This window comes from Sphingomonas hankookensis, assembly GCF_001619955.1.
Classification (GTDB): domain Bacteria; phylum Pseudomonadota; class Alphaproteobacteria; order Sphingomonadales; family Sphingomonadaceae; genus Sphingomonas; species Sphingomonas hankookensis_A.
In genome coordinates this window covers 397,655-420,233 of sequence record NZ_LQQO01000001.1, presented here as the reverse complement: position 1 = coordinate 420,233, position 22,579 = coordinate 397,655, and the positions used below count along the sequence as shown (strand labels likewise).

The 22,579-nt window shown below is 68.6% G+C and carries 16 protein-coding genes; 3 read left to right on the top strand and 13 right to left on the bottom strand.

The window, feature by feature from the left end; all coding sequences use genetic code 11:
• Positions 1–69 precede the first annotated feature (69 nt).
• The gene (locus AVT10_RS02065; RefSeq protein ID WP_084401221.1) at positions 70–1,311 is read left to right on the top strand and encodes a type III PLP-dependent enzyme; all 1,242 of its coding nucleotides are present in this window, start codon (positions 70–72) and stop codon (positions 1,309–1,311) included.
• 185 nt (positions 1,312–1,496) lie between these two features.
• Positions 1,497–2,549, top strand: coding sequence for a 1,9-bis(guanidino)-5-aza-nonane synthase (locus tag AVT10_RS02060; protein ID WP_066687661.1), 1,053 nt, complete (start codon positions 1,497–1,499; stop codon positions 2,547–2,549).
• Between the two features lie 191 nt (positions 2,550–2,740).
• Here the strand turns inward: AVT10_RS02060 and AVT10_RS02055 are convergent, their stop codons facing one another.
• Positions 2,741–5,548 carry a DUF3857 domain-containing protein gene (locus AVT10_RS02055; protein WP_232307831.1) on the bottom strand — a complete coding sequence of 936 codons (2,808 nt, stop codon included), beginning with the start codon at positions 5,546–5,548 and terminating at the stop codon, positions 2,741–2,743.
• A gap of 147 nt (positions 5,549–5,695) precedes the next feature.
• On the opposite strand from AVT10_RS02055, the gene AVT10_RS02050 reads away from it, so the two are divergent.
• Positions 5,696–6,667, top strand: coding sequence for an alpha/beta hydrolase (locus AVT10_RS02050; protein WP_066688098.1), 972 nt, complete (start codon positions 5,696–5,698; stop codon positions 6,665–6,667).
• Between the two features lie 103 nt (positions 6,668–6,770).
• Here the strand turns inward: AVT10_RS02050 and AVT10_RS02045 are convergent, their stop codons facing one another.
• The 12 genes from AVT10_RS02045 to AVT10_RS01990 form a co-directional block, all read right to left on the bottom strand.
• Positions 6,771–8,657: an XrtA/PEP-CTERM system amidotransferase gene (locus AVT10_RS02045; protein WP_066687659.1), complete on the bottom strand. Its 1,887-nt coding sequence runs from the start codon at positions 8,655–8,657 to the stop codon at positions 6,771–6,773.
• Between the two features lies 1 nt (position 8,658).
• The gene (xrtA, locus tag AVT10_RS02040; protein ID WP_066687657.1) at positions 8,659–10,179 is read right to left on the bottom strand and encodes an exosortase A; all 1,521 of its coding nucleotides are present in this window, start codon (positions 10,177–10,179) and stop codon (positions 8,659–8,661) included.
• A complete protein-coding gene (locus AVT10_RS02035; protein ID WP_066687655.1) occupies positions 10,176–11,333 on the bottom strand; it encodes a TIGR03087 family PEP-CTERM/XrtA system glycosyltransferase in 1,158 nt (385 codons plus the stop codon). The genes xrtA and AVT10_RS02035 overlap by 4 nt, the downstream gene beginning before the upstream one ends.
• The gene (locus AVT10_RS18660) at positions 11,330–12,379 is read right to left on the bottom strand and encodes a FemAB family XrtA/PEP-CTERM system-associated protein (protein ID WP_066687652.1); all 1,050 of its coding nucleotides are present in this window, start codon (positions 12,377–12,379) and stop codon (positions 11,330–11,332) included. The genes AVT10_RS02035 and AVT10_RS18660 overlap by 4 nt, the downstream gene beginning before the upstream one ends.
• The gene (locus AVT10_RS02025) at positions 12,376–13,215 is read right to left on the bottom strand and encodes an XrtA system polysaccharide deacetylase (protein ID WP_066687649.1); all 840 of its coding nucleotides are present in this window, start codon (positions 13,213–13,215) and stop codon (positions 12,376–12,378) included. The genes AVT10_RS18660 and AVT10_RS02025 overlap by 4 nt, the downstream gene beginning before the upstream one ends.
• A gap of 8 nt (positions 13,216–13,223) precedes the next feature.
• On the bottom strand, positions 13,224–14,420 hold the full coding sequence (locus tag AVT10_RS02020) for an AAA family ATPase (protein WP_066688096.1): 1,197 nt from the start codon (positions 14,418–14,420) through the stop codon (positions 13,224–13,226).
• 199 nt (positions 14,421–14,619) lie between these two features.
• Positions 14,620–16,227: a hypothetical protein gene (locus AVT10_RS02015; RefSeq protein WP_066687647.1), complete on the bottom strand. Its 1,608-nt coding sequence runs from the start codon at positions 16,225–16,227 to the stop codon at positions 14,620–14,622.
• Positions 16,224–17,114: an AAA family ATPase gene (locus AVT10_RS02010; RefSeq protein ID WP_066687645.1), complete on the bottom strand. Its 891-nt coding sequence runs from the start codon at positions 17,112–17,114 to the stop codon at positions 16,224–16,226. The genes AVT10_RS02015 and AVT10_RS02010 overlap by 4 nt, the downstream gene beginning before the upstream one ends.
• A gap of 38 nt (positions 17,115–17,152) precedes the next feature.
• Positions 17,153–18,676: an XrtA system polysaccharide chain length determinant gene (locus tag AVT10_RS02005; protein ID WP_066687644.1), complete on the bottom strand. Its 1,524-nt coding sequence runs from the start codon at positions 18,674–18,676 to the stop codon at positions 17,153–17,155.
• 1 nt (position 18,677) lies between these two features.
• Positions 18,678–19,313, bottom strand: coding sequence for an XrtA/PEP-CTERM system exopolysaccharide export protein (locus tag AVT10_RS02000; RefSeq protein ID WP_066687642.1), 636 nt, complete (start codon positions 19,311–19,313; stop codon positions 18,678–18,680).
• 138 nt (positions 19,314–19,451) lie between these two features.
• Positions 19,452–20,684, bottom strand: coding sequence for a pyridoxal-dependent decarboxylase, exosortase A system-associated (locus tag AVT10_RS01995; RefSeq protein ID WP_066687640.1), 1,233 nt, complete (start codon positions 20,682–20,684; stop codon positions 19,452–19,454).
• Positions 20,681–22,183: an acyl-CoA ligase (AMP-forming), exosortase A system-associated gene (locus tag AVT10_RS01990; RefSeq protein ID WP_066687639.1), complete on the bottom strand. Its 1,503-nt coding sequence runs from the start codon at positions 22,181–22,183 to the stop codon at positions 20,681–20,683. The genes AVT10_RS01995 and AVT10_RS01990 overlap by 4 nt, the downstream gene beginning before the upstream one ends.
• Positions 22,184–22,579 lie beyond the last annotated feature (396 nt).

Sequence of the window (22,579 nt, the reverse complement as noted above, 5' to 3'; positions counted from 1 at the left end):
CCATGGGACTTCCAACCGCAAGGCAGCTTTTGTCACCGTATGCCGAAAGGCAATTGGAGGTCCCTTGAATTGGCCAAGCACCATAGCGCGCTGGGGCTAGCTGCCCCCTTTATCGCCCGTGACTCCTCGTTCGAGCGCGGGATCGACATTGCAGAGCGCCGACCCGTCGAACCGGTCACGCTCGTTCGCCCGCACGCCGCCGCGCGCGCAGCCCGATTCTTCGTCGAGAAGTTTCCGGGCCGCTCGATGTATGCGGTGAAGGCGAATCCGTCGCCCGACCTGCTCGGTGTCCTGTGGGACAACGGCATCGTCCACTATGACACCGCGTCGATCGGCGAGGTCCGTCTGGTGAAGGCGACGCTGCCGGACGCGACCTGCCACTTCATGCACCCGATCAAGGCGCCGGAAGCGATTGCCGAAGCCTATTTCGAGCATGGCGTGCGCACCTTCTCGCTCGACAGCATGGACGAGCTGCACAAGATCGTCGCCGCCACCGATGGCGCGACCGACCTGACGCTGTGCGTCCGGATGCGCGTGTCGTCCGAATATGCCAAGCTCTCGCTCGGATCGAAGTTCGGCGTGGCGCAGGGTGAGGCGAAGGACCTGCTGATCGCGACCCGCCAGGTCGCCGATGCGCTGGGCATCTGCTTCCATGTCGGCAGCCAGACCATGTCGCCCGACGCCTATGCCAATGCGATGGAGCGCGTCCGCGCCGCCATCGTCGAAGCGGGCGTCACCGTCGACGTGATCGATGTCGGTGGCGGCTTCCCGTCGCGCTATCCGGGCATGACCCCGCCGCCGCTGGAGCGTTTCTTCGAAACGATCCACCGCGCGTTCGAAAGCCTGCCGATCAGCTATTCGGCCGAACTCTGGGCCGAACCCGGCCGCGCGCTGTGCGCCGAATATGCGTCGGTCGTCGTCCGGGTCGAACATCGCCGGGGAGCCGAACTGTTCATCAACGACGGCGCCTATGGCTCGCTGTTCGATGCGGCACATATCGGCTGGAAATATCCGGTACAGCTGCTGCGGCAGCCGGAATCGGACGCCCGCGATATGGACTTCAGCTTCTGGGGTCCGACCTGCGACGATATCGACCAGATGCAGGGTCCGTTCCCGCTTCCGGCCGATACCCGCAGCGGCGATTATTTCGAGATCGGCATGCTCGGCGCCTATGGATCGGCCATGCGCACCGCGTTCAACGGCTTCGGCAATGGCGAAACCGTGCTGACCGACGACGAACCGATGGAGTCGATGTATATCGAACTCGATCCCGTTCCGGCGTTCGTGTCGAACAACGTCGTCAAGCTGTAACCAGCCGCTACTAACCAACCACCTCCCCCCTACCCGCACCTTGCGGGAGGGGCCGGGGGTGGGCTTTGCATGGCTTTGCCGCTATGCGACCGCCATCGGCTCCTCCCGCGTTTGTGGGCAGGAGGCCAAACCGGGTTTCCGCGTCCCCATAACGACGACGGCTTATCGATGATGATGGGACCATCATGACCGACACGACGATCAACGACACCCGCAAGGCCGAACTGCTTTCGACCACCGTCGAGCATGTCGACATCACCAAGTTCGACGCCCGCCCGATCATCGACGCCATGGGCAAGATGAGCTTCACCAGCCGCGACCTCGCGCGCGCCACCCGCATCTACAACCAGATGCTGGAGGACAAGGACTGCTCGATCTTCCTCGTGATCGCAGGCTCCACCTCGGCCGGCGGCTGCATGGACCTGTACGCCGAACTGCTGCGCTCGAACATGATCGATGGCGTCGTCGCGACCGGCGCGTCGATTGTCGACATGGATTTCTTCGAAGGGCTGGGCCACAAGCATTATCAGGCGCTGGAAATCCCCGACGACAACACGCTGCGTTCGCTCTACATCGACCGCATCTACGACACCTATATCGACGAAGAGCAGCTGCAGGATTGCGACCACACGATCGGCAAGATCGCCGACTCGCTGGAACCGAAGGCCTATTCGTCGCGCGCCTTTATCCGCGAAATGGGCAAGTATCTGTCGGAGCATGGCAAGAAGGAAAACAGCCTCGTCAAGCTCGCCTATGAGCATGACGTGCCGATCTTCTGCCCGGCCTTCGTGGACAGCTCGGCCGGCTTCGGTCTGGTCAAGCACCAGGTCGACCGTGCGAAGGAAGGCAAGCCGTACATGGTGCTCGACGCCATCGCCGACTTCCGCGAACTGACCGACATCAAGATTAAGGCGGGCACCACTGGCCTGCTGATGATCGGCGGCGGCGTACCGAAGAACTTCATCCAGGACACCGTCGTCTGCGCCGAAATCCTCGGTCACGACGATGTCGAGATGCACAAATACGCCGTGCAGATCACCGTCGCCGACGTGCGTGACGGCGCCTGCTCGTCGTCGACGCTCAAGGAAGCGGCCAGCTGGGGCAAGGTCGACACCGCGCTCGAACAGATGGTCTTTGCCGAAGCCGGATCGGTCATGCCGCTCCTCGCCTCGGACGCGTATCATCGCGGCGCGTGGAAGACCCGCGCGAAGCGCGCCTTCGGCAAGATGTTCGACTGATCCGTCGGCAAATCGCCGAAATCGAGAACGGCGAGGGAGCAATCCCTCGCCGTTTTTGTTTGCGCGCCGCAAAGGCGACCGACATGCATGTCATTCCACGAGCGCGGCAGAGCGCGACGTCGGCCCTATACCCGTCACCCCGGGCTTGACCCGGGGTGACGAGGGCGATCGCTGGATCACGCGCTCGCCCCCTACATCTTGAACCCGTACCGCGCATATTGCCGGTCGATCGTCGGGTTCATCCGCCGCGCCAGCGCCAGCTCGCCCGCCGCCTCGCCGTCGCGCTGCATCGCCTTCAGCACGGCGGCACGGACATAGCGGCTGGCCGCCATGTCCGGATTGGCCGCTAGCACGGTATCGAGATCGGCGAGCGCTTCCGGGTAGCGGCCCATCCGGTACCAGACCAACGCCCGGCTATCGAGCGCGGCCAGCGTATCGTCGCTCAGCTCGATCGCCTTCGTGCAGTCCTTCAGCGCGGTATCGAGCATGATGTTGCGCGTGCCCTTGGTCCAGCAGCGCCCGTTCAGCAGCGTCGGCGACCCCGGCTTCTCGGCGATCAGCGTATCGTAAAAGGCAACCGCCTCCTGGGGATTACCGAACTCACCCAACACGCTCGCCTTCATCTGCCGGAGAAACGGCCGCGACTCACCACCCAGCGCTATGCGTTCGTCAAGCAGCGCGACGGCACCCCTCAAATCCCCGGTTTCAGCACGGGTCTGCGCCACCTGCGCGATCGCGCCATTCGCCGCGGGATCCAGCGCGCGCGCCCGTTCGGCATCGGCCAGCGCCTTGGTCGGATCGCCCAGGTTGAACTGGGCATAAGACCGCTGGAGATACAGGTCGACTGATGGCTCCTTGGCGATCACCTTGTCCAGATCGGCCAGCGCGGCCCGGTAGTTACCGATGCCGGACTCGAACGCCGCCCGACTCTGATAGCCGCTCATTTCCTCGGGATCAGCGGCGATCGCCTTGCCGAAGATTGCGCGGATCGCCTGCACCTGGCTCGACTTCGCCAGCGTCGCGTCGTCCAGCGTCCAGCGCCGCGGCGTATCGACCGGCGCGACGACGCGCGGGATATTGGCCTTCGCCGTCGCCACCGCATCGCGCTCGACGGCGATCCGCGCCGCCGGGACTTCGGTGCCCGCCGCATCGAAGCGCTCGTCCATGGTCATCGTCCCGCCCGACAGGCGCGTGGTCCGCTTCACCACATAGCCTGCGAGCCGCTGATCGGCATCGGGCGCCCCTTCCAGCGTGAAGCCGCGCCCGCCATCGGGCAGCTTCACCTTCACATGCCGTTCCACGCCGAAAGGCGGCGGTGCGGCGACCGGGATGCTGCTCCAGTCGGGGCGGCTACGGTCGGGCGTAAAGTTGAGCTCGCCCAGCGCACCGCCGAGCGACCGCTTGCGCCGCCGGTCCTCGACGCTCCAGCTGGTGTTGACCACCCCCTTCGCCCGAACCACGACATCGCCACTCGCCGAATCGGGGGTGATCGTACCCTCGGCAAACTGCCCCTCTCCGACCGCCTGTTGCAGGATGGTCGAGATCAGCTCATGCTGTTCCTTCGGCCCGACCTGACTCTTGGCCGCCCGCAGCTGGGCCGCCATCTGGCCATGCGTCACCATCGTCACCTCGACCGGGCTGGGCAGGTCGACCGCGCCGCTTTCGTCGGCGTCGATCGTCACGCTGGCGATCGGGCGGGCATTGGGATGCGTCTCGATCCGCATCGGCGTGGCACCTGCGGCGCGGATCGGCAGGACATAACCGACGCCGGGCGTATCGCGAATGTCCGGCAGCCGCGCATTGCTGCCGGTCCCGTCGAGCCACAGCACCTCGCCACCGATCGTTGCCCGGACGAACACGTGGTTGAACGCCGCGGCGCTGGGCAACCGCTCGGGCACCGCATCGCCCAGCCCGACATTGGCGACGACCGGCTCCGCCTCGATCCCCATCGCGTGCAGCATCGCCAGCAGCATCAGCGTCTTGGCCTTGCAATCGCCGTAGCGGACTTCCCACGTCTTTGCAGGGGCTTGGGGCAGATAGTTGCCACCATCCATCCCGACCGCGAGATAGCGGATCTTGCCCTGCACCAGCTCCAGCGCGCGCTGCGCCCGGCCGAGCGGCGTCGCCTCCGCCTTCTCGATCGCCGCGACCTCGTTCGCCAGCGCGCTACCCGGCGCGATCAGGCCGTCGGTCTTGTACAGCGGGGCGAACGTCCGCGACACATCGGTCCAGTCGGCAAAGCTCGCCACCTCGATCAGCGGCGGATGGCGATAGCGCGCCGGCGCGTCCTCCGGCATGTCCTTGGGCTTGGCGAGCGGCAGCGCGAAGCTCAGTTCGGTCGTGTCGCCCTTGCGCACCGGCGTCGCCGTCACGCCATCGGCCAGCAGCTTGTATTTCGGCGCGCTGTCGTTCGACCACAGATAGCGCACCCGCCCGGCCCCGATGCGCAGCGGCAGCGCGGGCAGCGGCACGACGTCCTGTACCCGGCCCCCCAGCGCCGGATCGCGACCGGTGACCGAGAAGCGCAGGTCGAGCAGATCGCCGACCTCCAGCCCCTCGACCGCCAGCGTCGCAGTCAGGATGCCGGTCAGCTCGCGCTGCTCGAGCGCCTGTTCGCGCCGCAACACGGTGAATCTCTGCCCCTTCGCCAGCAGGTCGATCGTCTGGCCGTCACGCAGGATCGTCAGCCCATGAACGATCAGGTCGCCCTTGTCCGGCGCCCAGGGCAGCGTCAGCGTCGCCGCCTGCGACAGCATCTCGGCACTCGCGATCCGGGTGCGCTGATGGACATAGGAGGTCAGCTTGTCGCCCTCGATCCGCTTCTGGAAATCGAGCAGCACCAGCGGCGGCAGTTCATCCACCGGCCCCGCGGGCAAGGCCGGCGCCGCGCTGACCCAGGCGGGTGCCGATTGATACAGCGGCGTTTCACTGGCCCAGGCAAGCGCCGGCAACCCCGCCGCCGCCAGAGCGACCGCCTTCACCACCACGAAACGCGTCACGCAACTTCCCCCTGTTCATGCCGGCCCCCGCCGACCACCCAAGGTCTATCGCCCCGCCGCCGATTGTCGAGCGCTTTGGCGGGCGCGCGGCTTTTCCTGTGTCGATGGTGCGGTTAGGCTGACGGCAACGAACAGGGAGTGGAGCGGATGATCGACCGGCGGACCATCTTGGGTGCAACCATCGCACTACCGGTGGCGGCAAAGGCAGCGGCCCAGCCCGCCGCACGTCTCACGCCGGGCGGTGAACGCCTCACCCCCTGGCCCCCACGCGAACATTTCCGCCTGTGGCCCGCCCGCGCGCCCGGTGCCCGCACGACCCTGCCGACCTATGCCCCGTCGATGAACGGACGGCCCGAGATGCGCGAGCTATGGCTGCGCGGCGTGGCCGATCCGGTTGTCGGCGTGTTCCGCCCGGCCCGCCCCAACGGCACCGCCGTCCTCTCCATCCCCGGCGGCGGCTATGGCTTCGTCTCGATCGAGAATGAAGGGATCGACGTCGCCAAGGCACTGAACCCCGCCGGCATTACCGTCTTCGCGCTCGCCTATCGCCTGCCGGGCGAAGGCTGGGATGATGCGCAGGACGTGCCGCTGCAGGATGCGCAGCGGGCCATGCGCCTGATCCGCGCGAATGCCGCGCGCTACGGCATCGATCCGGCGAAGCTCGGCATCTGCGGCTTTTCGGCGGGCGGGCATCTCGCCGGATCGCTCACCATCGCCCATGACGACGTGGTCTATCCCCCCATCGACGCCGCCGACCGGCAGTCGGCGCGCCCGGCGTTCAGCGGCCTCGTCTATCCGGTCACCAATATCGCGGCGATGGACCGTCGCGGCTCCGGTCGACCCGAAGGCCCGATGGCGGTCTATCGCCATTACAACATCCCGGCACGGGTCACCGCACAGACCCCGCCGGTCTTCCTCGCCCATTCGGTCGACGACCCCGTCGTCCCGCTCGACCAGTCGCTCGAAATGCTCGCCGCCTGCCGCCGGGCCAAGGTCCCGGTCGAGGCGCATTTGTTCGAACGGGGCGGCCATGGCTGGGGGGCGCTGCATGCGCCGGTCGACAGCCCGCAACGCGTCTGGACCGACCTGTTCCGCCGCTGGATCGGCCAGCACGTTTAATACCACGCTACCGTCACCCCGGACTTGATCCGGGGTCCCGCTTCTCCTTGCACGCTCGGTAAAAAGCGGGCCCCGGGTCAAGCCCGGGGTGACGGTAACGAGACTACCCGAACAACCGTCGCGCACTACGCTCCAGCATCACCAGCTGCCACAGCGTCCGGCCATGCTCCGCTCGACCCGACCGATGCTCCGCCGCCAGTCGCTCGATCGCATGGGGCTCGAACCACGTCGCCAACACCGGCGACCGCGCGAGCCCCGCCGCCTCATCCGCCAACGCCCCCCGGAACCACGCGCTGACCGGGGTCACGAACCCCATTTTGGGCCGATACAGGATTTCGCGCGGCAGCCACGGCTCCAGCGCCTTCTTCATCAGCCACTTGCCCTCGCCCCCGCGCAACCGCAGCTTTGCCGGCAATGTCGCGCAGAACTCGATCAGCCGATGGTCGAGCAGCGGCTCGCGCGCCTCCAGTGCCACCGCCATGCTGGTCCGGTCGACCTTGGTCAGGATGTCACCCGGTAGCCAGTGACGGAAATCAGCATATTGCGCCCGGTCGAGTGCATCGCGCCCCGGCGCCTGCCGCATCGCCGCGACATAGCGCTCTTCCCCGCGATAGCCGCCCAGCTGCCGCGCCATCGCCTGCCCGTACAGCCCGTGCCGCACCGCCGGCGTCGTCACCCCCACCGCCTGCGCATAGGCCTCGTCACCATCCTGCGCGAGCGCCAGCAACGTCGTCTTGGCGCGGAACGGGCGCGGTGCCCAGTCGGCCTTGGGATAGACATCGCCCAGCGCCCCGAACACCGGTTCCCGCAACCCCGGCGGCAGCAGCGCACGCACCCGCTCCTCCGCCGCATGGAACTTGTACCGGCGGTACCCGGCCAGCGCCTCGTCCGCGCCATCACCCGACAGCGCGACCGTCACCCGCTCGCGTGCCAGCGCGCATACCTGATAGGTCGCCAGCGCCGACGCATCGGCAAAAGGCTCGTCGAACGCCGCGACCAGCGTGTCGATCACGCCGAAATCGTCCGACCGCACCGTCCGCACCGCATGGTCGGTCGCAAATCGCCCCGCGACCAGCCCCGCCGGCCCGCGCTCGTCATGGCCCGCTTCCTCGAACCCGATGGTGCAGGTCTGCACCGGCGACCGGCTCGCCTCCGCCATCAGCGCCACGACCGCCGACGAATCGACCCCGCCCGACAGGAACGCGCCGAGCGGCACATCGGCGACCATCCGCGACCGCACGCCCTCGCGCATCCGCTCGACCAGTTCCGCCTCGAGGTCGCGCGCGCTGCCCTTGGCCCGCTTCGAAAAGTCGACGTCCCACCACCGGACCGGCTGCGGCACGCGCCGCCCGCGCTCGATCAGGAGGAAATGCCCCGCGGGCAGCTTCTTCACACCGGCCACGATACAGGCGTCGTCGGGCACATAGCCGAGCGCCATATAATCCTCGATCGCCGCCGCATCGGGCGTCCGCCGCACCAGCGGATGGGCGAGCAGCCCTTTCAACTCCGACGCGAACGCCACCGCGCCGTCGCCCAGCTCGACATAGTGGAACGGCTTCACCCCCATCCGGTCGCGCGCGATGAACAGCGCCTGCCGCCCCGCATCATGGATGGCAAAGGCGAACATCCCGTTCAGCCGCGCCAGCATGTCCGGCCCCCATGCCGCCCAGGCATGCAGCAACACTTCCGTATCGCCCTGGGTGCGGAACACCGCGCCCTTGCCCTGCAACTCGGCCCGCAGCTCGGCGAAGTTATAGATTTCGCCGTTGAAGGTGATGACGACCTGTTCGCCCGGCAGCGCCATCGGCTGCGGACTGCCTGCGACGTCGATGATCGACAGCCGCCGATGGCCCAGCCCCACGCCCGGCGCGGTCCATACGCCCGACCCGTCGGGGCCGCGATGCGCCTGAACATCGGTCATCGCTGCGATCCGTGCCGGATCGACCGGCTTTGGCTGCACGCTATGATACAGGCCGGCGATTCCGCACATCTCAGCGCATTCCCGCTGCGCGGTCGGCGATCGCGTCGACCGGCCCCGCCGCCTTTAGGAAATCGGCGATCGCCTGTCGCGGGTCGTGCCCATCCTTGCGCGCCGATAGCAGCACGGCGACGCCGCGTTGCGGGCCGCCGAGCAGCTTCGCCTTCAGCGTCTCCCACTTCACCCGGTCAGCGCTGCCGGTCGTGATCGATCCGATGCGATACCAGGTCGCGACCTCGCGCTCGACCGGGCCGGGCGCGGCCATGCGCAGCGACGCGCTGCCGGCGATCGGCGCGGTGTCGGCGATCCGCACCCAGCGGTCATTCTCGCGGATCGCGCCTGTTCCGAACCCTACCAATTCATGTCCTTCGCCCTGCGAGCCATAGAGCGCAACGACCATGTCGACGCTGCGGCCCCTCGCATCGCCATAGCGCCCGATCAGGAAATGGTCAGCGCCCGGATAATTCGGAACCCAGGGTTCGCCATCGACCGCCACCCGCTGCCATCCGGGCACCTGCGGTAACTCGATCCGCGCCGGCAACGCCTGCGCCCGCCGGTCGACGATCCAGCCCCATGCCGCAAAGCCGACCGCGACCGCCAGCACCGCCGCTGCCGCCAGCGACCGGTCCGCCGCGCGCATCGGCATCGCAGCCACGCTCGCCACGTCGAACCACGGCGCATCGGGGTCGCGGTCGAACCAGCGCCAGCCGAGCGCCAGCACCCCCGCCATGGTCAGCGCGAAGAACACCCAGCCATAGACGATATGGTCGAACCCGGTCGCCGCCTCGACCGACGTCAGATGCGCGGCATAGATCGTTCCCGCCGCGCGCACCCCGTTGGCCAGCACCGGCACGATCAGCGCCAACGCCGTGAACGCGATCCGTCGCCGCCATGCGACGTAACACACATTGGCGACCAGCGTGCCATAAGCGACCATGGCGATGACGAACTTCGACCCTGAACAAGCCTCCGCCACTTCGAAATAGCCGTTGGGGATGGTGATGAGCACCCCGTCGACCGCCGCCGGCACACCGAGCAAATGCAGCAGCGGCATCGTCAGCGATACCGTCGCCGCTTGCAGCCACGGCTCTAGGAAATCGCCGAACGGCACGAGGAAGACCATATAGGCCAGCGGGAAGGCGATCCCGCGCGCGACGCGGGCGCCGAGCAACGCGACCACCGCCCCCTGCAACATCGCGACCAGCCCGACATGCCGGAACAGCGCCACCGCCGCCGCTTCCCCGACCAGCCAGAGCGCCCCGCCGCCCGCAACGATCGTCAGCCCGGGCCACCAAGCCTGCGGGGTCAGTTGCGCGAGCTCGCGCCGCCGCTGCCACACCAGCCAGCCGATGATCGGAGCGACGAACAGGCAATGGCCATAGGTGGTCGAATTCCACCAGATATCCGCCATATCGGCCGCGTCGCGGTGAAAGATCGCCAGCAACGCCGCCCAGATGCCGCTGAGCGCCAGCAACGCCCGCCACCACGCCGGGTCCGTCGCCGCCAGCGGCTGGTCGAGCGCAACGCTGTTCATGCCAGCCCCAGCAATTCGGCCAGCGGTGCCAATCGCGCGTCCCAGCCATAGCGCTCGATCGTCCGCGCCCGCGCCGCTCGCCCTACCGCATCGGCTGCGACGGGGTCGGACAGCAGCTCCCGAATTTCCCGTACAAACCCGGCCGCATCGCTCGCGACCCGGATCGTCCCCCGATGGTCGATCCCTTCGGCGGCGGCGGTCGATGCCACCACCGGCCGCGCCATCGCCATCGCCTCCAGCACCTTGTTCTGGATACCCCGCGCCAGCAACAGCGGCGCGACGACCACGGCGGCAGCGGCAATCCACTCGCGCACGTCCGCGACCTCGCCGGTCACGACCACCCGCTCGCTCTCTAGCGCCCGTACCGCCGCGGTCGGACTGCGCCCGACAATCGCAAAGCGCGCCTCCGGCACCAATGGCAGCACCTCGCCCGCGAACCAGCGAACCGCATCGATATTGGGCCGGTAGTCCATCTGCCCGGTAAAGACGATCAGCGGCCCCGCCTGTTCGACCGGCACGACGCCCGCCGGATCGAAAAAGCCGGTGTCGATCCCATTCTCGATCGCGACCACGCGCTCCGCGCCCGACATCCGCCGGAACAGATCGGCCTCCGCCTCGCTCACCAGCAGCGACGCCCGCGCCCGCCCCGCCACGTCACGTTCGAACGCCGCCAGCTTGCTTGCCTCGCGCCGCATCATCCAGCGCATCGGCCCATGCGCATCATCGGCATAAGCCGCGAACTTGGCCGAATCCATGTCGACGAAATCCATCACGAACGGCACGTCCGCCGGCACATACTGCGCCATCTGCCCCGAATAGACATAGACGGCATCATAGCGCCGCTCGGCCAGCAACTCCGCCACCGCGCCCCGCATCGCCGCGCTGTCGAACGCCGCCTCCGACACGGTCCGCCCGCCCGCCAGCGCCTCAATCGCTGCAAGCGCATTGCCCTTCGTCCGCCGCAACACCCGCACGCTCGCACACCACTGCCCCAGCGCCGCCTCATGCCCCATGTCGCGCGGATCGTCGGCAAAGGTCGCCAGATGCACCCGCCCCAACCCGCTGAAATGCCGCAGCACATGATGGCTGCGCACCTTGTCGCCACGATCGGGGGGATAGGGAACGCGGTGGGCGAGGAACAGGATGTCGCTCACCCCAGCCCCTTCGCGATGAACGGCCCGACGCGATTGGCGACCGCGACCGGCAACTTCTGCCACGCCGCGATCTTCAGCCGGTATTTGGGGTTGAGCGGGCTGGCATCGCGTGGGCGCTCGCCATCGGCCGTCCATGTCGGATAGCCCAGCGGCGTGCCGACGAAACCCCAGTTCTTCTTGTACGCCGCCGGCCCGGTTCCGACCTTCGACCGCCCGAAATCGAACGCTGTGCAGCCCCTGGCCCGCGCATGCCGCATCAGCTCGAAATACATCCGCTCATTGGCCCGCAGACCCCGCGCCGCCGCCGTACCGCCACCCCAATAGGGATAGACCGTGCCCCGCCAATAGACCGACAGCACGCTCGCCACCGCCACGCCGCCATGCCGCACGGTCAGCACATCGGCGTCGTCCCCGAACCGCCGCACAACCTCCGCGAACAGCGACCGCGGAAACACCGGCGTACCGAGATTACGCACTGACGTCCCATAAACATGGAAATGCTCCGCCAGCGCCGCCCGGTCGCGCCCGATGGCGATCTCGAACGGCTCGGCCAGCGCCTTGCGCACATCGGCGCGCTGCTTGCGCGGGATCGCCAGCAATTCGGCATCGTCGTCGTTCGCCAGCGGCCGGACGAACCCGACATAGCGGCTATCGTCCCACGTCCACCCCGCCCCGTCGATCGGCACGCCGCCGCGCATCTCGATCGTCGGACAGCGCAGCTCCCGCGCCATCTCGACCGCCGCCGCCGCCAGCGCCGCGCCCGCCGCCGGGTCGCTCGCCAGCACCCCGCCGCCGACCCCGAACCCGGTCGACACCAACGCCGCCCCGAACAAGGGCGAACGGACATGGGTCAACGGCACGACGCCCTTGAGCACCCCGCCATCCTCGGCCAGCAGCATCCGGTAATCCTGCCCGCACCCCGCCGCCGTCGCCTCACCCCAGACCGGCAGGTGGAACGGCGTGCCGTCGGGATGCTCACCCACGAACGTCTCGATCCGGGTGCGCTCGCCCGCATCGGCCAGATCGGCCCGCCGTACCGCGATCACAGCGCGCCCGCGCGCTCGGCGACGATCCGGTCGGCCCGGCCCCAGTCATGGTTCGCCATCAACCGTTCGAGCTTGCCCGCCATCGCCCCCAGCCGCGAATAATGCCGCAGCTTCGACTTCAACGGCGCGTTCTTCACCCGCGGCTGGCCGGGATCGATCTCCCAGGGATGGAAATAGAACATCGCCGGATGGGCGTCGGCCTGGTTGCTCCGCACCACCGCATCCTCGACCACCCGGTTCGGCAACAGGCGAAAGAACCCGCCCCCCGCCGACACTTCGCGCCCCAGCACCTTGGCCAGTGTGATCGGCCATTCGATCAGGTCGCTGCCCGCAACCGGCCGGTGCAGCACGCGCGGCGCATCCTTCCAGCCATAATGGTCATGGGTCAGCGGCGCGACCGACGACGAATAGGCATAGCCCGCCTCCGCCAGCACGGCATGCGCCCATGGCGTCCGCCGGTCGATCGAAAAGCTCGGCGCGCGATATCCGGTCACCGCCTGTCCGCCCGCATCCTCCAGCGCCGCCTTCGCCCGTGCCAGATCGTGCCGGAATTCGTCGGCGGTCATCGTGAAGACGCGCTTGTGATCCCAGCCATGGCTCGCCAGCTCATGCCCGCCGGCCACGATGCGCTGCATCAGCGCCGGAAAGCGATGCGCGACCCAGCCGAGCGTGAAGAACGTCGCCGTCACCCCGCCGGCGGCGAACAGGTCGAGCACCGCATCGGTATTCGCCTCCACCCGGCATTCGAGCGTGTCCCAGTCGCCCCGGTCGATGACCGTTTCGAACGCCCCGACCTGGAACCAGTCCTCGACATCGACCGACATCGCGTTGCGCATGGGGTGCGTCAGCCGGCGGCGCGGATCGACGACAGGTCGGGACGGCGTTGTTCGCCCTCGACCCAGTCGACCAGCAGGGTCAGCACCCGGCGCAGCGCCGCATCCTGTTCCTCCAACCGTTCCTCCAGCGCCGCGATCCGCGCGACCAGCGCGTCGCGATCCGCCGCATCGACCGGGGCTGCCACCGGGGCCGCCGCAGCCGGCGCTTCCTCGACGATCGGCGTCGGCCAACCGGCGACATCGACCACCGACAGGTGGATCGGGCGCGGCGGCATCGGCGGCGGTGGCGGGGTCATCGGCAACGGATCGGCATCGACGACCGGGGTCGCCTCGGCCACCGGCGCCGCCTCCGCCCGCACGGGCGCGGCGGATTCGGGCGCATGGGTCCCCATCCCGTCACCGTCGAGATCCGCGATCACCTGTTCGATGTCGAGCGACCCGAACCGCTCGATCCCCTCGATCGCGCCGTACAGCAGCACCCGCCCGGCGAGCTGGTTCAACCGCCGCGGCACGCCGCCCGACCAGTGGTGCAGCGCCGCCAGCGCATCCATGCTGAAACTGGGCGAACCATTCCACCCGACGATGCCGAGGCGGTGTTCCAGATACGGCCCGACCTCCTCGACGCCCATCGGCTCCAGATGGTGCATCGCGATCACCCGCTGGCGCAGCTGCTCCAGCCGGTCCGACCCGTGCAGCCGCTGGCGGAACTCCGGCTGGCCCAGCAGGAAGATCTGCAACAGCGCATAGCCGCCCGCCTGGAAATTCGACAGCATCCGCAATTCTTCGATCGATCCGACCGGCAGCGACTGCGCCTCGTCGATCACCAGCAACGTGCGCCGCCCCGACCGCGCGACATTGTGCAGGCCCCGCTCGATCGCTTCGAGCAGCTGCGCCTTGGTCAATCCATGGTGATCGACATCCAGCCCCGCCGCGACCAGCCGCAGCAGGTCGTCCGCCTCGATCTGGGTCGTGACGATGCGGATGACGTTCAACCGCTCCGGATCGATCGTCTGCATCAGGTGGCCGAGCAGCGTCGTCTTGCCGGTGCCCGGATCGCCGGTAATGACGATGAAGCCTTCGCCCTGGCTCAACCCGTAGCCGAGATACGCCATCGCCTTGCGGTGCGTCGCCGTGTCGAACCAGAAGGCCGGATCGGGCGTCAACTGGAACGGGCGACCGGTCAGGCCATAATGATCGTCGTACATCATCGTCTCCAATGGCGGGACCGTAGCCGCCAATCGGTTGAATGTTCGTTTATAATCCGGCGAATTTACCCTGTTCCGTTCCCGGCCGGTAGGGGTGCACGACTGCTCGAACGACGTCGGCGAAAGGCACGCCCACCTATCCCCCCGTCACCCCGGGCTTGACCCGGGGTGACGATACGATCACGGCGGCGGCGGCCCGTTAGAAACGGAACCCGACCGCCAGCAACGCCTGCGCGATCAGGTCCGACTGGCTCCGCTCCACGTCGAACCCGTACACCCCGGCGGTCAGGCTGCCATAGGCCCGCCCGAAGCTGCGATAATAGCCGCCCTGCGCACCGCCGCCCCATGCGTCCAGCCCGCCTTCGATCCCGCTGGCGAAATAGTTCGCATACAGGTCCGCACTGACCGACGACCGGCTGTCGAGCGCCCATTGGCCGAAGCCCTGGACATAATAGCTCTCGTCGCGCGTGCGATAGATGACCGCGCCCGGCACCGGCGGGATATAATAGGCCCGGCTGGCATAGCCCGCGCCCAGCCCCAGCCGCGTCGGACCGCGCGTGATCGAATAGACCGCATCGATGCCCCGCGCGCGGAAGGTCGCCGCGCTGACCGACTGGAATACCGGGGTGAGGCATCCGCCGGCATTGGACGCGCCCTCCGGCGTCACGCCTCCGCCGAACACGCACCCGCCATAACGCGCACCGAACGGGTCCTCGCCCCCGATATAGTTGATCGGCAGCTGCGACAGCGATCCGGTCAGCTGCCGCCCGAACGTCGTCACGCTGTCGTAAACACCGACCTGCAATGCCGATGCCGGGCTGACCTGCCATTGCAGCGACCCAGTGTAGCTCATCGACCCGTAGCGCCGCCCCAGCCGCGCCTCCAGCGCGGTGCGGGGGCTGGGCCGCCACAATACGCCCGCGTCCCAGATGATGCCGTCGGTGTCATAGGCGATGCGCGGCGCCGACGCCGGATCGGTCACGAACCGCCCTGCGCCATCGACAACCGGAATATTCTGCGCATCGAGCAGCGGGTCGCGCTGCGTCACCTCGATCTTTTCGTAGCCGACGCCACCGACCGCCGCCAGCGTCCGCGTGATCGGCAGCACCGCATCGACCCGGCCGTACGCGCCCTCGAACTTCTGGTCGAGCTGCCCCGCATCCTCACGCAGCCACGCCCCCGACACGGTGAAGCCGATCGGCAGCAGCGTGCCCGCGCGGGTGCCGGCGCTGCCCATCACCAGATGGCTGGTCGCCTCGTCATAATAATCCAGCCGCCGCTGCCCCGGCGCCAGATCGACCACGCCCGGCGTCTCCGCCTTCACATAACCGAATTGATAGGTGCCGTTGACCGCGAACGGGCCGACGCGCGTGTTGACGCTCGGCCCGGCATAGAGGCCATAAACCTGCGCGGTATTGACGTTGCTCGCATTGACCAGCGGTCCGAACCCGCCGCCGCGCGTATCGCCCTGCGCCCGCGTGGCGATCGCGCCGCCTTCCAGGTTCAGCCAGCGGGTAATCTGCACATTGGCCCGCGCCAGGCCCGAATGGACGTCGCCATTGCCGAAATCGTCGCCCCAGTCGATCAGCCGCTGATACTGGTAATTGGCCTGGACCTGCACCCGCTGCGTCGTGATCGTCGCATCGACCCCGGCGGTCAGCTGGGTATAGGTCACCACATCGCCGTCGTTCAGATCGGCGAGCAGCACCTGCCCCGCCTCGATATAGGGCGACACCTCGACCCGCTGCGCCAGCGCCGGGCTTGCCGACGCTGCGACCACGACCGGCAGGGCGAGCCAGCGCATCATTCCTTATCCTGCCCGTAATAGCCGAACCGCGCCCCTTCCGCCCGGTACGTCGTCGCGTTCAGCAGCAGCTGGATATCGTCGCACCCGTCGAGCAGCGCCACCGCCTCGCGCAGGTCCGATTCGCTGCTGCGATCGGCGCGGACCACCAGCACCGTCTGCCCGACCAGCGACGCCAGCACCGCGGCCGGCGACGCGGCGAGCGCGGGGGGCGAATCGAAGATGACGATCCGGTCGGGATCGGCGCTCAGCAGCCGCTCCAGCACGTCCTGCGCATGGTCGCTACGCAGCAACTCGGTATCGGCGTTCGTCCGCTTGCCCGCCGGCAGCACCGACAGCTGCGGCACGTCGGTCGGGATCACCAGCGCCTCGACATCGATCGCCGGATCGCCCAGCGCGTCGAGCAGCCCCTGTCCGCTCGCGGCGATGCCCAGCCGGTCGAGAATGTCGGGCTTCGGGAAATCGGCATCGACCAGCAGGATCTGCAAATCGCGCTCCGCCGCCAGCGACAGGGCGAGGTTGATCGCACAGAAGGTCTTGCCGTCGCCCGGCTGCGCCGAACACACCAGCACCATGCGCGCCGCCTGCGGGTCGCGCTTCTCGATATCGGCGGCGGTGGTCAGCAGCTGGCGCTTCACCAGCCGGAATTCCTCGGCCAGCGCCGTCACCGGACCACCGGGCACCAGCATCCCCGCCTCGGCCAGCCGTTCGCGATCGATCCGCGCTGGATCGAACGGACGGATGCGTGCCGGCGGCATCTTGCGCGCGGCAGGCTTCGCCGCGACCGGCGGCGGTGGGGGAGGCAGGTCGGGCATGGCGACCGGCGGCAGTTCGGGCTTCGGCCCCAGCTGCCAACGATCCGCCGCGCGCTCCAGCAACGATGCGCGCATGGCCCGGTGCGATTGGTCGTTCACCTTGTCATCCCCACTCACGCCACCAGCCCGCGCTGGGCGAATTCCAGCCCCAGCAACAGCACGAATGCCGCGACCAGCGCGCCCGCGCCACCCGCAAACAGCTTCAGGCGCCGCTTGCGTGTCTCCCGGACCGCATCGGTCACGACCTCGCCGATCGACCCCAGCACCGGCATCCCGCTGATCTTTTCCAGCTTCTGTGCGGTGGCAAAGCTGGTCCTCACCCGGCTGAGCGCAAAGGCGATGCCGACGCCCGCGCCGATCCCGACCACCAGCACGCCCAGCAGCAGCAGCGGCCGGTTGGGTGCGGTCGGTTTGCTCGGCTGGGTCGGGGGATCGATCACGTTGAACTTCAGCGCATCGGTATCGGTCTGCACGCTGCTGCGCAGCCGCACTTCCTCACGGTCCTGGAACAGCGCGTCATATTGTTGTTTCAGCGACGCGATATCGCGGTCCAGCTGCGACTGCTGCGCCGCCGCCTGCGGGTCGGCCGCGATCTTCGCCTGCAGTCCGTTCAGCTGGCTTTCGATCTGGCTCTTGCGCTGCTGCAGCTCGGCCACCCGCGCCTGCCGGTCGGCCTGGGTCGCGCGCAGTTGCAGGTAGAACGGGTTGGGCGACGCCGCCGTGCCGCCGCTGACGCCGCCACCCTCGCCCCGCGCCGCCGCTCGCGCAGAAGCCAGCTGGCGATTGAGCGCCACCATATCGGGATGCTGATCGGTCCAGCCGCGGCTGCGCCCCTCGGCGATCTGACCCTCGATCGCATTCAGCCGCGCCCGCGCCGGCCCGACCATCGCCGTCCCCGCCGTCCCCGGCAGCGTCGCCGCCGTCCCCGCCATCTGCGCATTGGCCGCATTCAGGCTCGACTGCGCCGCCGCCAGATCGCCGTCGATCTGCGCCAGCTCGCTGCGCGCATTCGACATGCGGTCGTCGAGCGACCCGGTGCCCGGCAGCATCGCCATATATTGCGCCTGGAACGCCTGCCGCCGCGCCTCGGCATCGGCCAGCTGCTTCTGCCGCTGCGATAGCTGCTGGTCGAGGAAGCGCAGCGACTGCACCGTCGCGTCGCGGTCGCTGGCCAGGTTGTCCTGCACGAAGATGTCGATCATCTTCTGCACGACCTCGCGCGCGACCTTCGGATTGCCCGACGTCGCCGAAATCTCGAACAGATTGTCCTGCTGCTGCGTCAGCTTGATCGCATTCTGCAACGACGCGATCCGGTCGCCCACGTCCCGGTCATTGGCGACCGTCTCGTTCAGCGACGTGCCCCGCACCACCTTTTCGAGGTTCACGGCGGACGTCAGCGTCTGGCGGATGCGGTCGATATTCTTCGCCTGATCGTTCTGAGCGACCGCCGCCTCGGCACCGGGCAACACCTGCCGCATCTGCACCATGACCCGCGCGGTCGACTGATAGCTGTTGGGAATCTGGCTCACCGCCAGCCATCCGCCCAGGCACACCACCCACGCCACCGCCAGCGCGATCCAGCGCCGCTGCCAGATCGCGTGGAGGATCAGCTTCAGCTCGTCGTACAGCCCGTCCATCTCAGAACATGCTCTCGGGGATGATGATGACGTCGCCCGGCTGCAGCTTCACGTTCGCGCTCGCATCGCCGTTCTTGAGCAGGCTGGAAATCCGCAAGCCGAATTCCGACTGCTTGCCCGTCGCGCGGTCATACCGCACCAGCCGCGCCCGGTTGCCCGACGCATATTGGTTGAGCCCCCCCACCGCGATCATCGCGTCGAGCAGCGTCATGTTCGCCCGGTACGGCAGCGATGCCGGCTTCTCGGTCGCTCCCACCACGCGCACCTGCTGACTGAACGTGCCCGAGAAATTCTCGACGATCACCGAAACCAGCGGGTCCTTCACATATTCGCCCAGCGCCAGCTTCAGATCGTCGGCCAGCATCGCCGGCGTCTTGCCGGTGGCGGGCATGTCGTTGATCAGCGGCGTGGTGATCCGCCCGTCGGGGCGCACCTGCACCTTGGTCGACAGTTCGGGGTTGCGCCACACGAAGATGCTCAGCTGGTCGAGCGGCCCGATGACATAGGCCTCGCCCGGCGCTTCCTTCGCCTGCACGAACGGCGCGGGCGGCAGCTCGGGGCGCGTCGCCCCCCCGGCGCATCCGCCCAGCAGGGCCATCAGCGCCACACCCGTCCCCAAACCATGACTGCGACGCATTACCATACCTCGTTCCGAACGAGCGCAGCCGCAACCGGACTGCGCAGGACTGCCCCTGCTATGCTGCCAAAGGGGTAAAGATAGGGTTGAGTATAGACCCGATTCCCGCAACACGCACCATAACGGGACTCCGTGCGCTTACCCGTCCTTTGCGACGAACAGTTCGCGCGCCGGCGGGTGGCCCAGAAACGCCGCCGGGCTGGCCGTCGCACCATAGGCCCCCGCCTGGAACAGCACGATCGTATCGCCGACCGCCACCGCGGGCAAAGCCACCCGGTCGGCCAGTCGGTCCAACGGCGTACACAAGCACCCGACGACCGACGCGGTCATCACCGGCGCGGCGTCCATCCGCTCCGCCACCGCGACCGGATAATTGCGCCGCACCACCGTCCCGAAATTGCCGCTCGCCGCCAGTTGGTGGTGCAGCCCGCCATCGACCACGACGAAGGTCTCGCCGCCGCTCTCCTTCACATCGACGACCCGCGTGCAATACACCCCCGCCTCGCCGACCAGCCATCGCCCCAGTTCGACCGCAAAACCGGTCTCGGCCAGCACCGCCCTGCGCCGCGCCAGCGCCTCGCCCAGCGCCTGCCCGACGCCCTCGACATCGACCGGGGTGTCGCCCGCGAAATAGGGAATGCCGAACCCGCCGCCCAGATTGATGAACGCCGGCACCGCGCCCGCTTCTTCCGCCAGCCGTTCGGCCAGCGCCAGCGTCGCCGCCTGCGCCTCGCTGATCGCCGCGCTGTCCAGCGTCTGCGATCCGGCAAAGATGTGGAACCCATGCCAGTCCGCGCCGACCGCGACCAGCCGCTTCACCAGCGCCGGCACCCGCGCTGCGTCAATGCCGAAGGGCGACGCGCGTCCGCCCATCCGCATCCCAGACCCGCGCAGTTCGAAATCCGGGTTCACCCGCACGGCAATCCGTGGGGTGCGCCCCAGCCGGTCGCCGACCGCCAGCGCCCGATCCGCCTCGCCCTCCGACTCGACATGCAGCGTCGCGCCGGCCGTGATCGCCGCCGCCAGTTCGTCGTCGCGCTTGCCCGGCCCCGCAAAACTGATCGCCGCCGCCGGCTTCACCGCCAGCGCCATCGCCAGTTCGCCGCCCGATGCGACATCCAGCCCGTCGACCATGCCCGCCATCGCCGCCAGCACGTCGCGGTGCGGATTGGCCTTGATCGCATAGTGGACCCGCACCGCCTCCGGCAGCGCTGCGCGCAACCGCGCCACCCGCGCCGCCAGCGCCGCCCCGTCATACAGGAACGCCGGCGTATCCCCGGCGCGTTCCAGCAGCTCGGCAAAGTCGACTCCGCCGACCATCAGCCGCGACGGTCCGGCAAAGCCCGCCGGGATCGGCCCGACCGGCTTCACGACCGCACCGCCTGCTCGGCAATCGCCCGCACCGCCACCCGGTCGAGCTTGCCGTTCGCATTGCGCGGCAACCCCTCGACCCAGACATAGTGCGATGGCTGCTGGAAACTCGGCAGCTCGCGCCGCAGCCGCGCCCGCACCCCCGCCTCGGCATCCTCGACCAGCGCCCGCGCAACGACGGTGATCGCCTGTCCCTGCCGCTCGTCGGGCAGGCCGACCGCGACCGCCTCCACCACTTCCCCGCCCGCCAGCACCGCTTCCTCCACTTCCGTAGGGCTGATCCGGTTGCCCGCCACCTTCATCATCTCGTCATCGCGCCCGACGAAGCGCAGCAGCCCGTCCGCGCCCACCGCGACCGTATCGCCCGACCACACCGCCATCCCGCCGCTGTCCATCCAGTCCGGCGCCGGCCGGAACCGCGCCGCCGTCCGCTCGGCATCGCGCCAATATCCCTGCGCCACCAGCGGCCCGGCATGGACCAGCTCGCCCGGTTCGCCGGCGTCCGCCCGACTGCCGTCGCAGCGCACCACCGCCACCTCGGCAAAGGGGATCGCCGACCCGATCGCCTCCGGGTTCGCATCGATCAGCGCGGGGTCGAGATAGGTCGACCGAAACGCCTCGGTCAGCCCATACATCGCATAGAGATCGGCCGCCGCGAAGCGCTCGCGCAACGCCCGCACCATGCGCGGCGTCAGCGCCCCGCCCGAATTGGTCAGCCGCTCGAGCCGCGCCGCCGTCTCCGCCGGCCATTCCGCCTCCAGCAGCTGCGTCCATAGCGGCGGCACGCCGGCCAGCGTCGTCACCCCGAACCGCTCGACCGCCTTCACCACGTCGCGCGCCGTCAGATAATCGAGCGGCACCACCGCACCCCCTGCCATCCAGGTCGAAAACAGCTGGTTCTGCCCATAATCGAAGCTCAGCGGCAGCACCGCCAGCACCCGGTCGTCGGGGGTCAGCTTCAGGTAGCGCGCGACCGACACCGCCCCCAGCCACAAATTGGCATGGCTCAGCATCACCCCCTTGGGCCGCCCGGTCGACCCGGAGGTATAGAGGATCGCCGCCAGCGCATCGGGATCGCCGTCGCCTGCTGCCACCGGCTCCCCGTCCGGCGCCTCGGTCAGCACCCGGCACCCGTCCGGCACATCGCCCGGCGCCAGCGCCGCCGTCCGCGCCGCCTGCGTCACCAGCACCGCCGCCCCACTATCCGACAGGATATGCGCGACCTGCGCCCGCTTCAGCGCCGGATTGACCGGCACATGCACCAACCCCGCCCGCGCCGCCGCCAGCGGCATCAGGCACGCCGCCCGCGTCTTCGGCAACCACGTCGCCACCCGCGCACCGGGTTCGAGGCGCAACGCCGCCAATCCCCCCGCCATGCGGGCCACGGCCGCTTCCAACGCGGCAAAGCTCAGCACGCCGTCCCGATCGATCAAGGCGGAAGCATGCGCGGCACCCAGCGCAGGCAGATGATCGATCGTCCGGGCAACAGGGAAATCCATCGCCGCGTCCTAGCGCCGATCGAAAGCCAGATACAGGGGGCGAAGCCTCTGGTGGATCACCCACCTTACCGCGACGTCACCCCGGGCTCGACCCGGGGTCCCGCTTCTTCTGCCTCCGCGAAAGAAGCCCCCCGCCGCCTCGAAGAAAACCGCACCCCCGCGAAGGCGGGGGTCCAGACGCCGCATTCTCGTCCGCGCGGCTCATACGCAGCGTACCCCCGCGCAGGCGGGGGTCCAGAGCCCAACAAACCGACACCGCGACCAACCACCCTGGATCCCCGCCTTCGCGGGGATACGGTGGCAGCGCCCCGCTCCCGCCCTTCCTTACCCCGGCGAAGGCCCGGGCCCCGTCGGGGGACGTCAGCGACCTTTCGATACGCGGCACCAACTGGACCC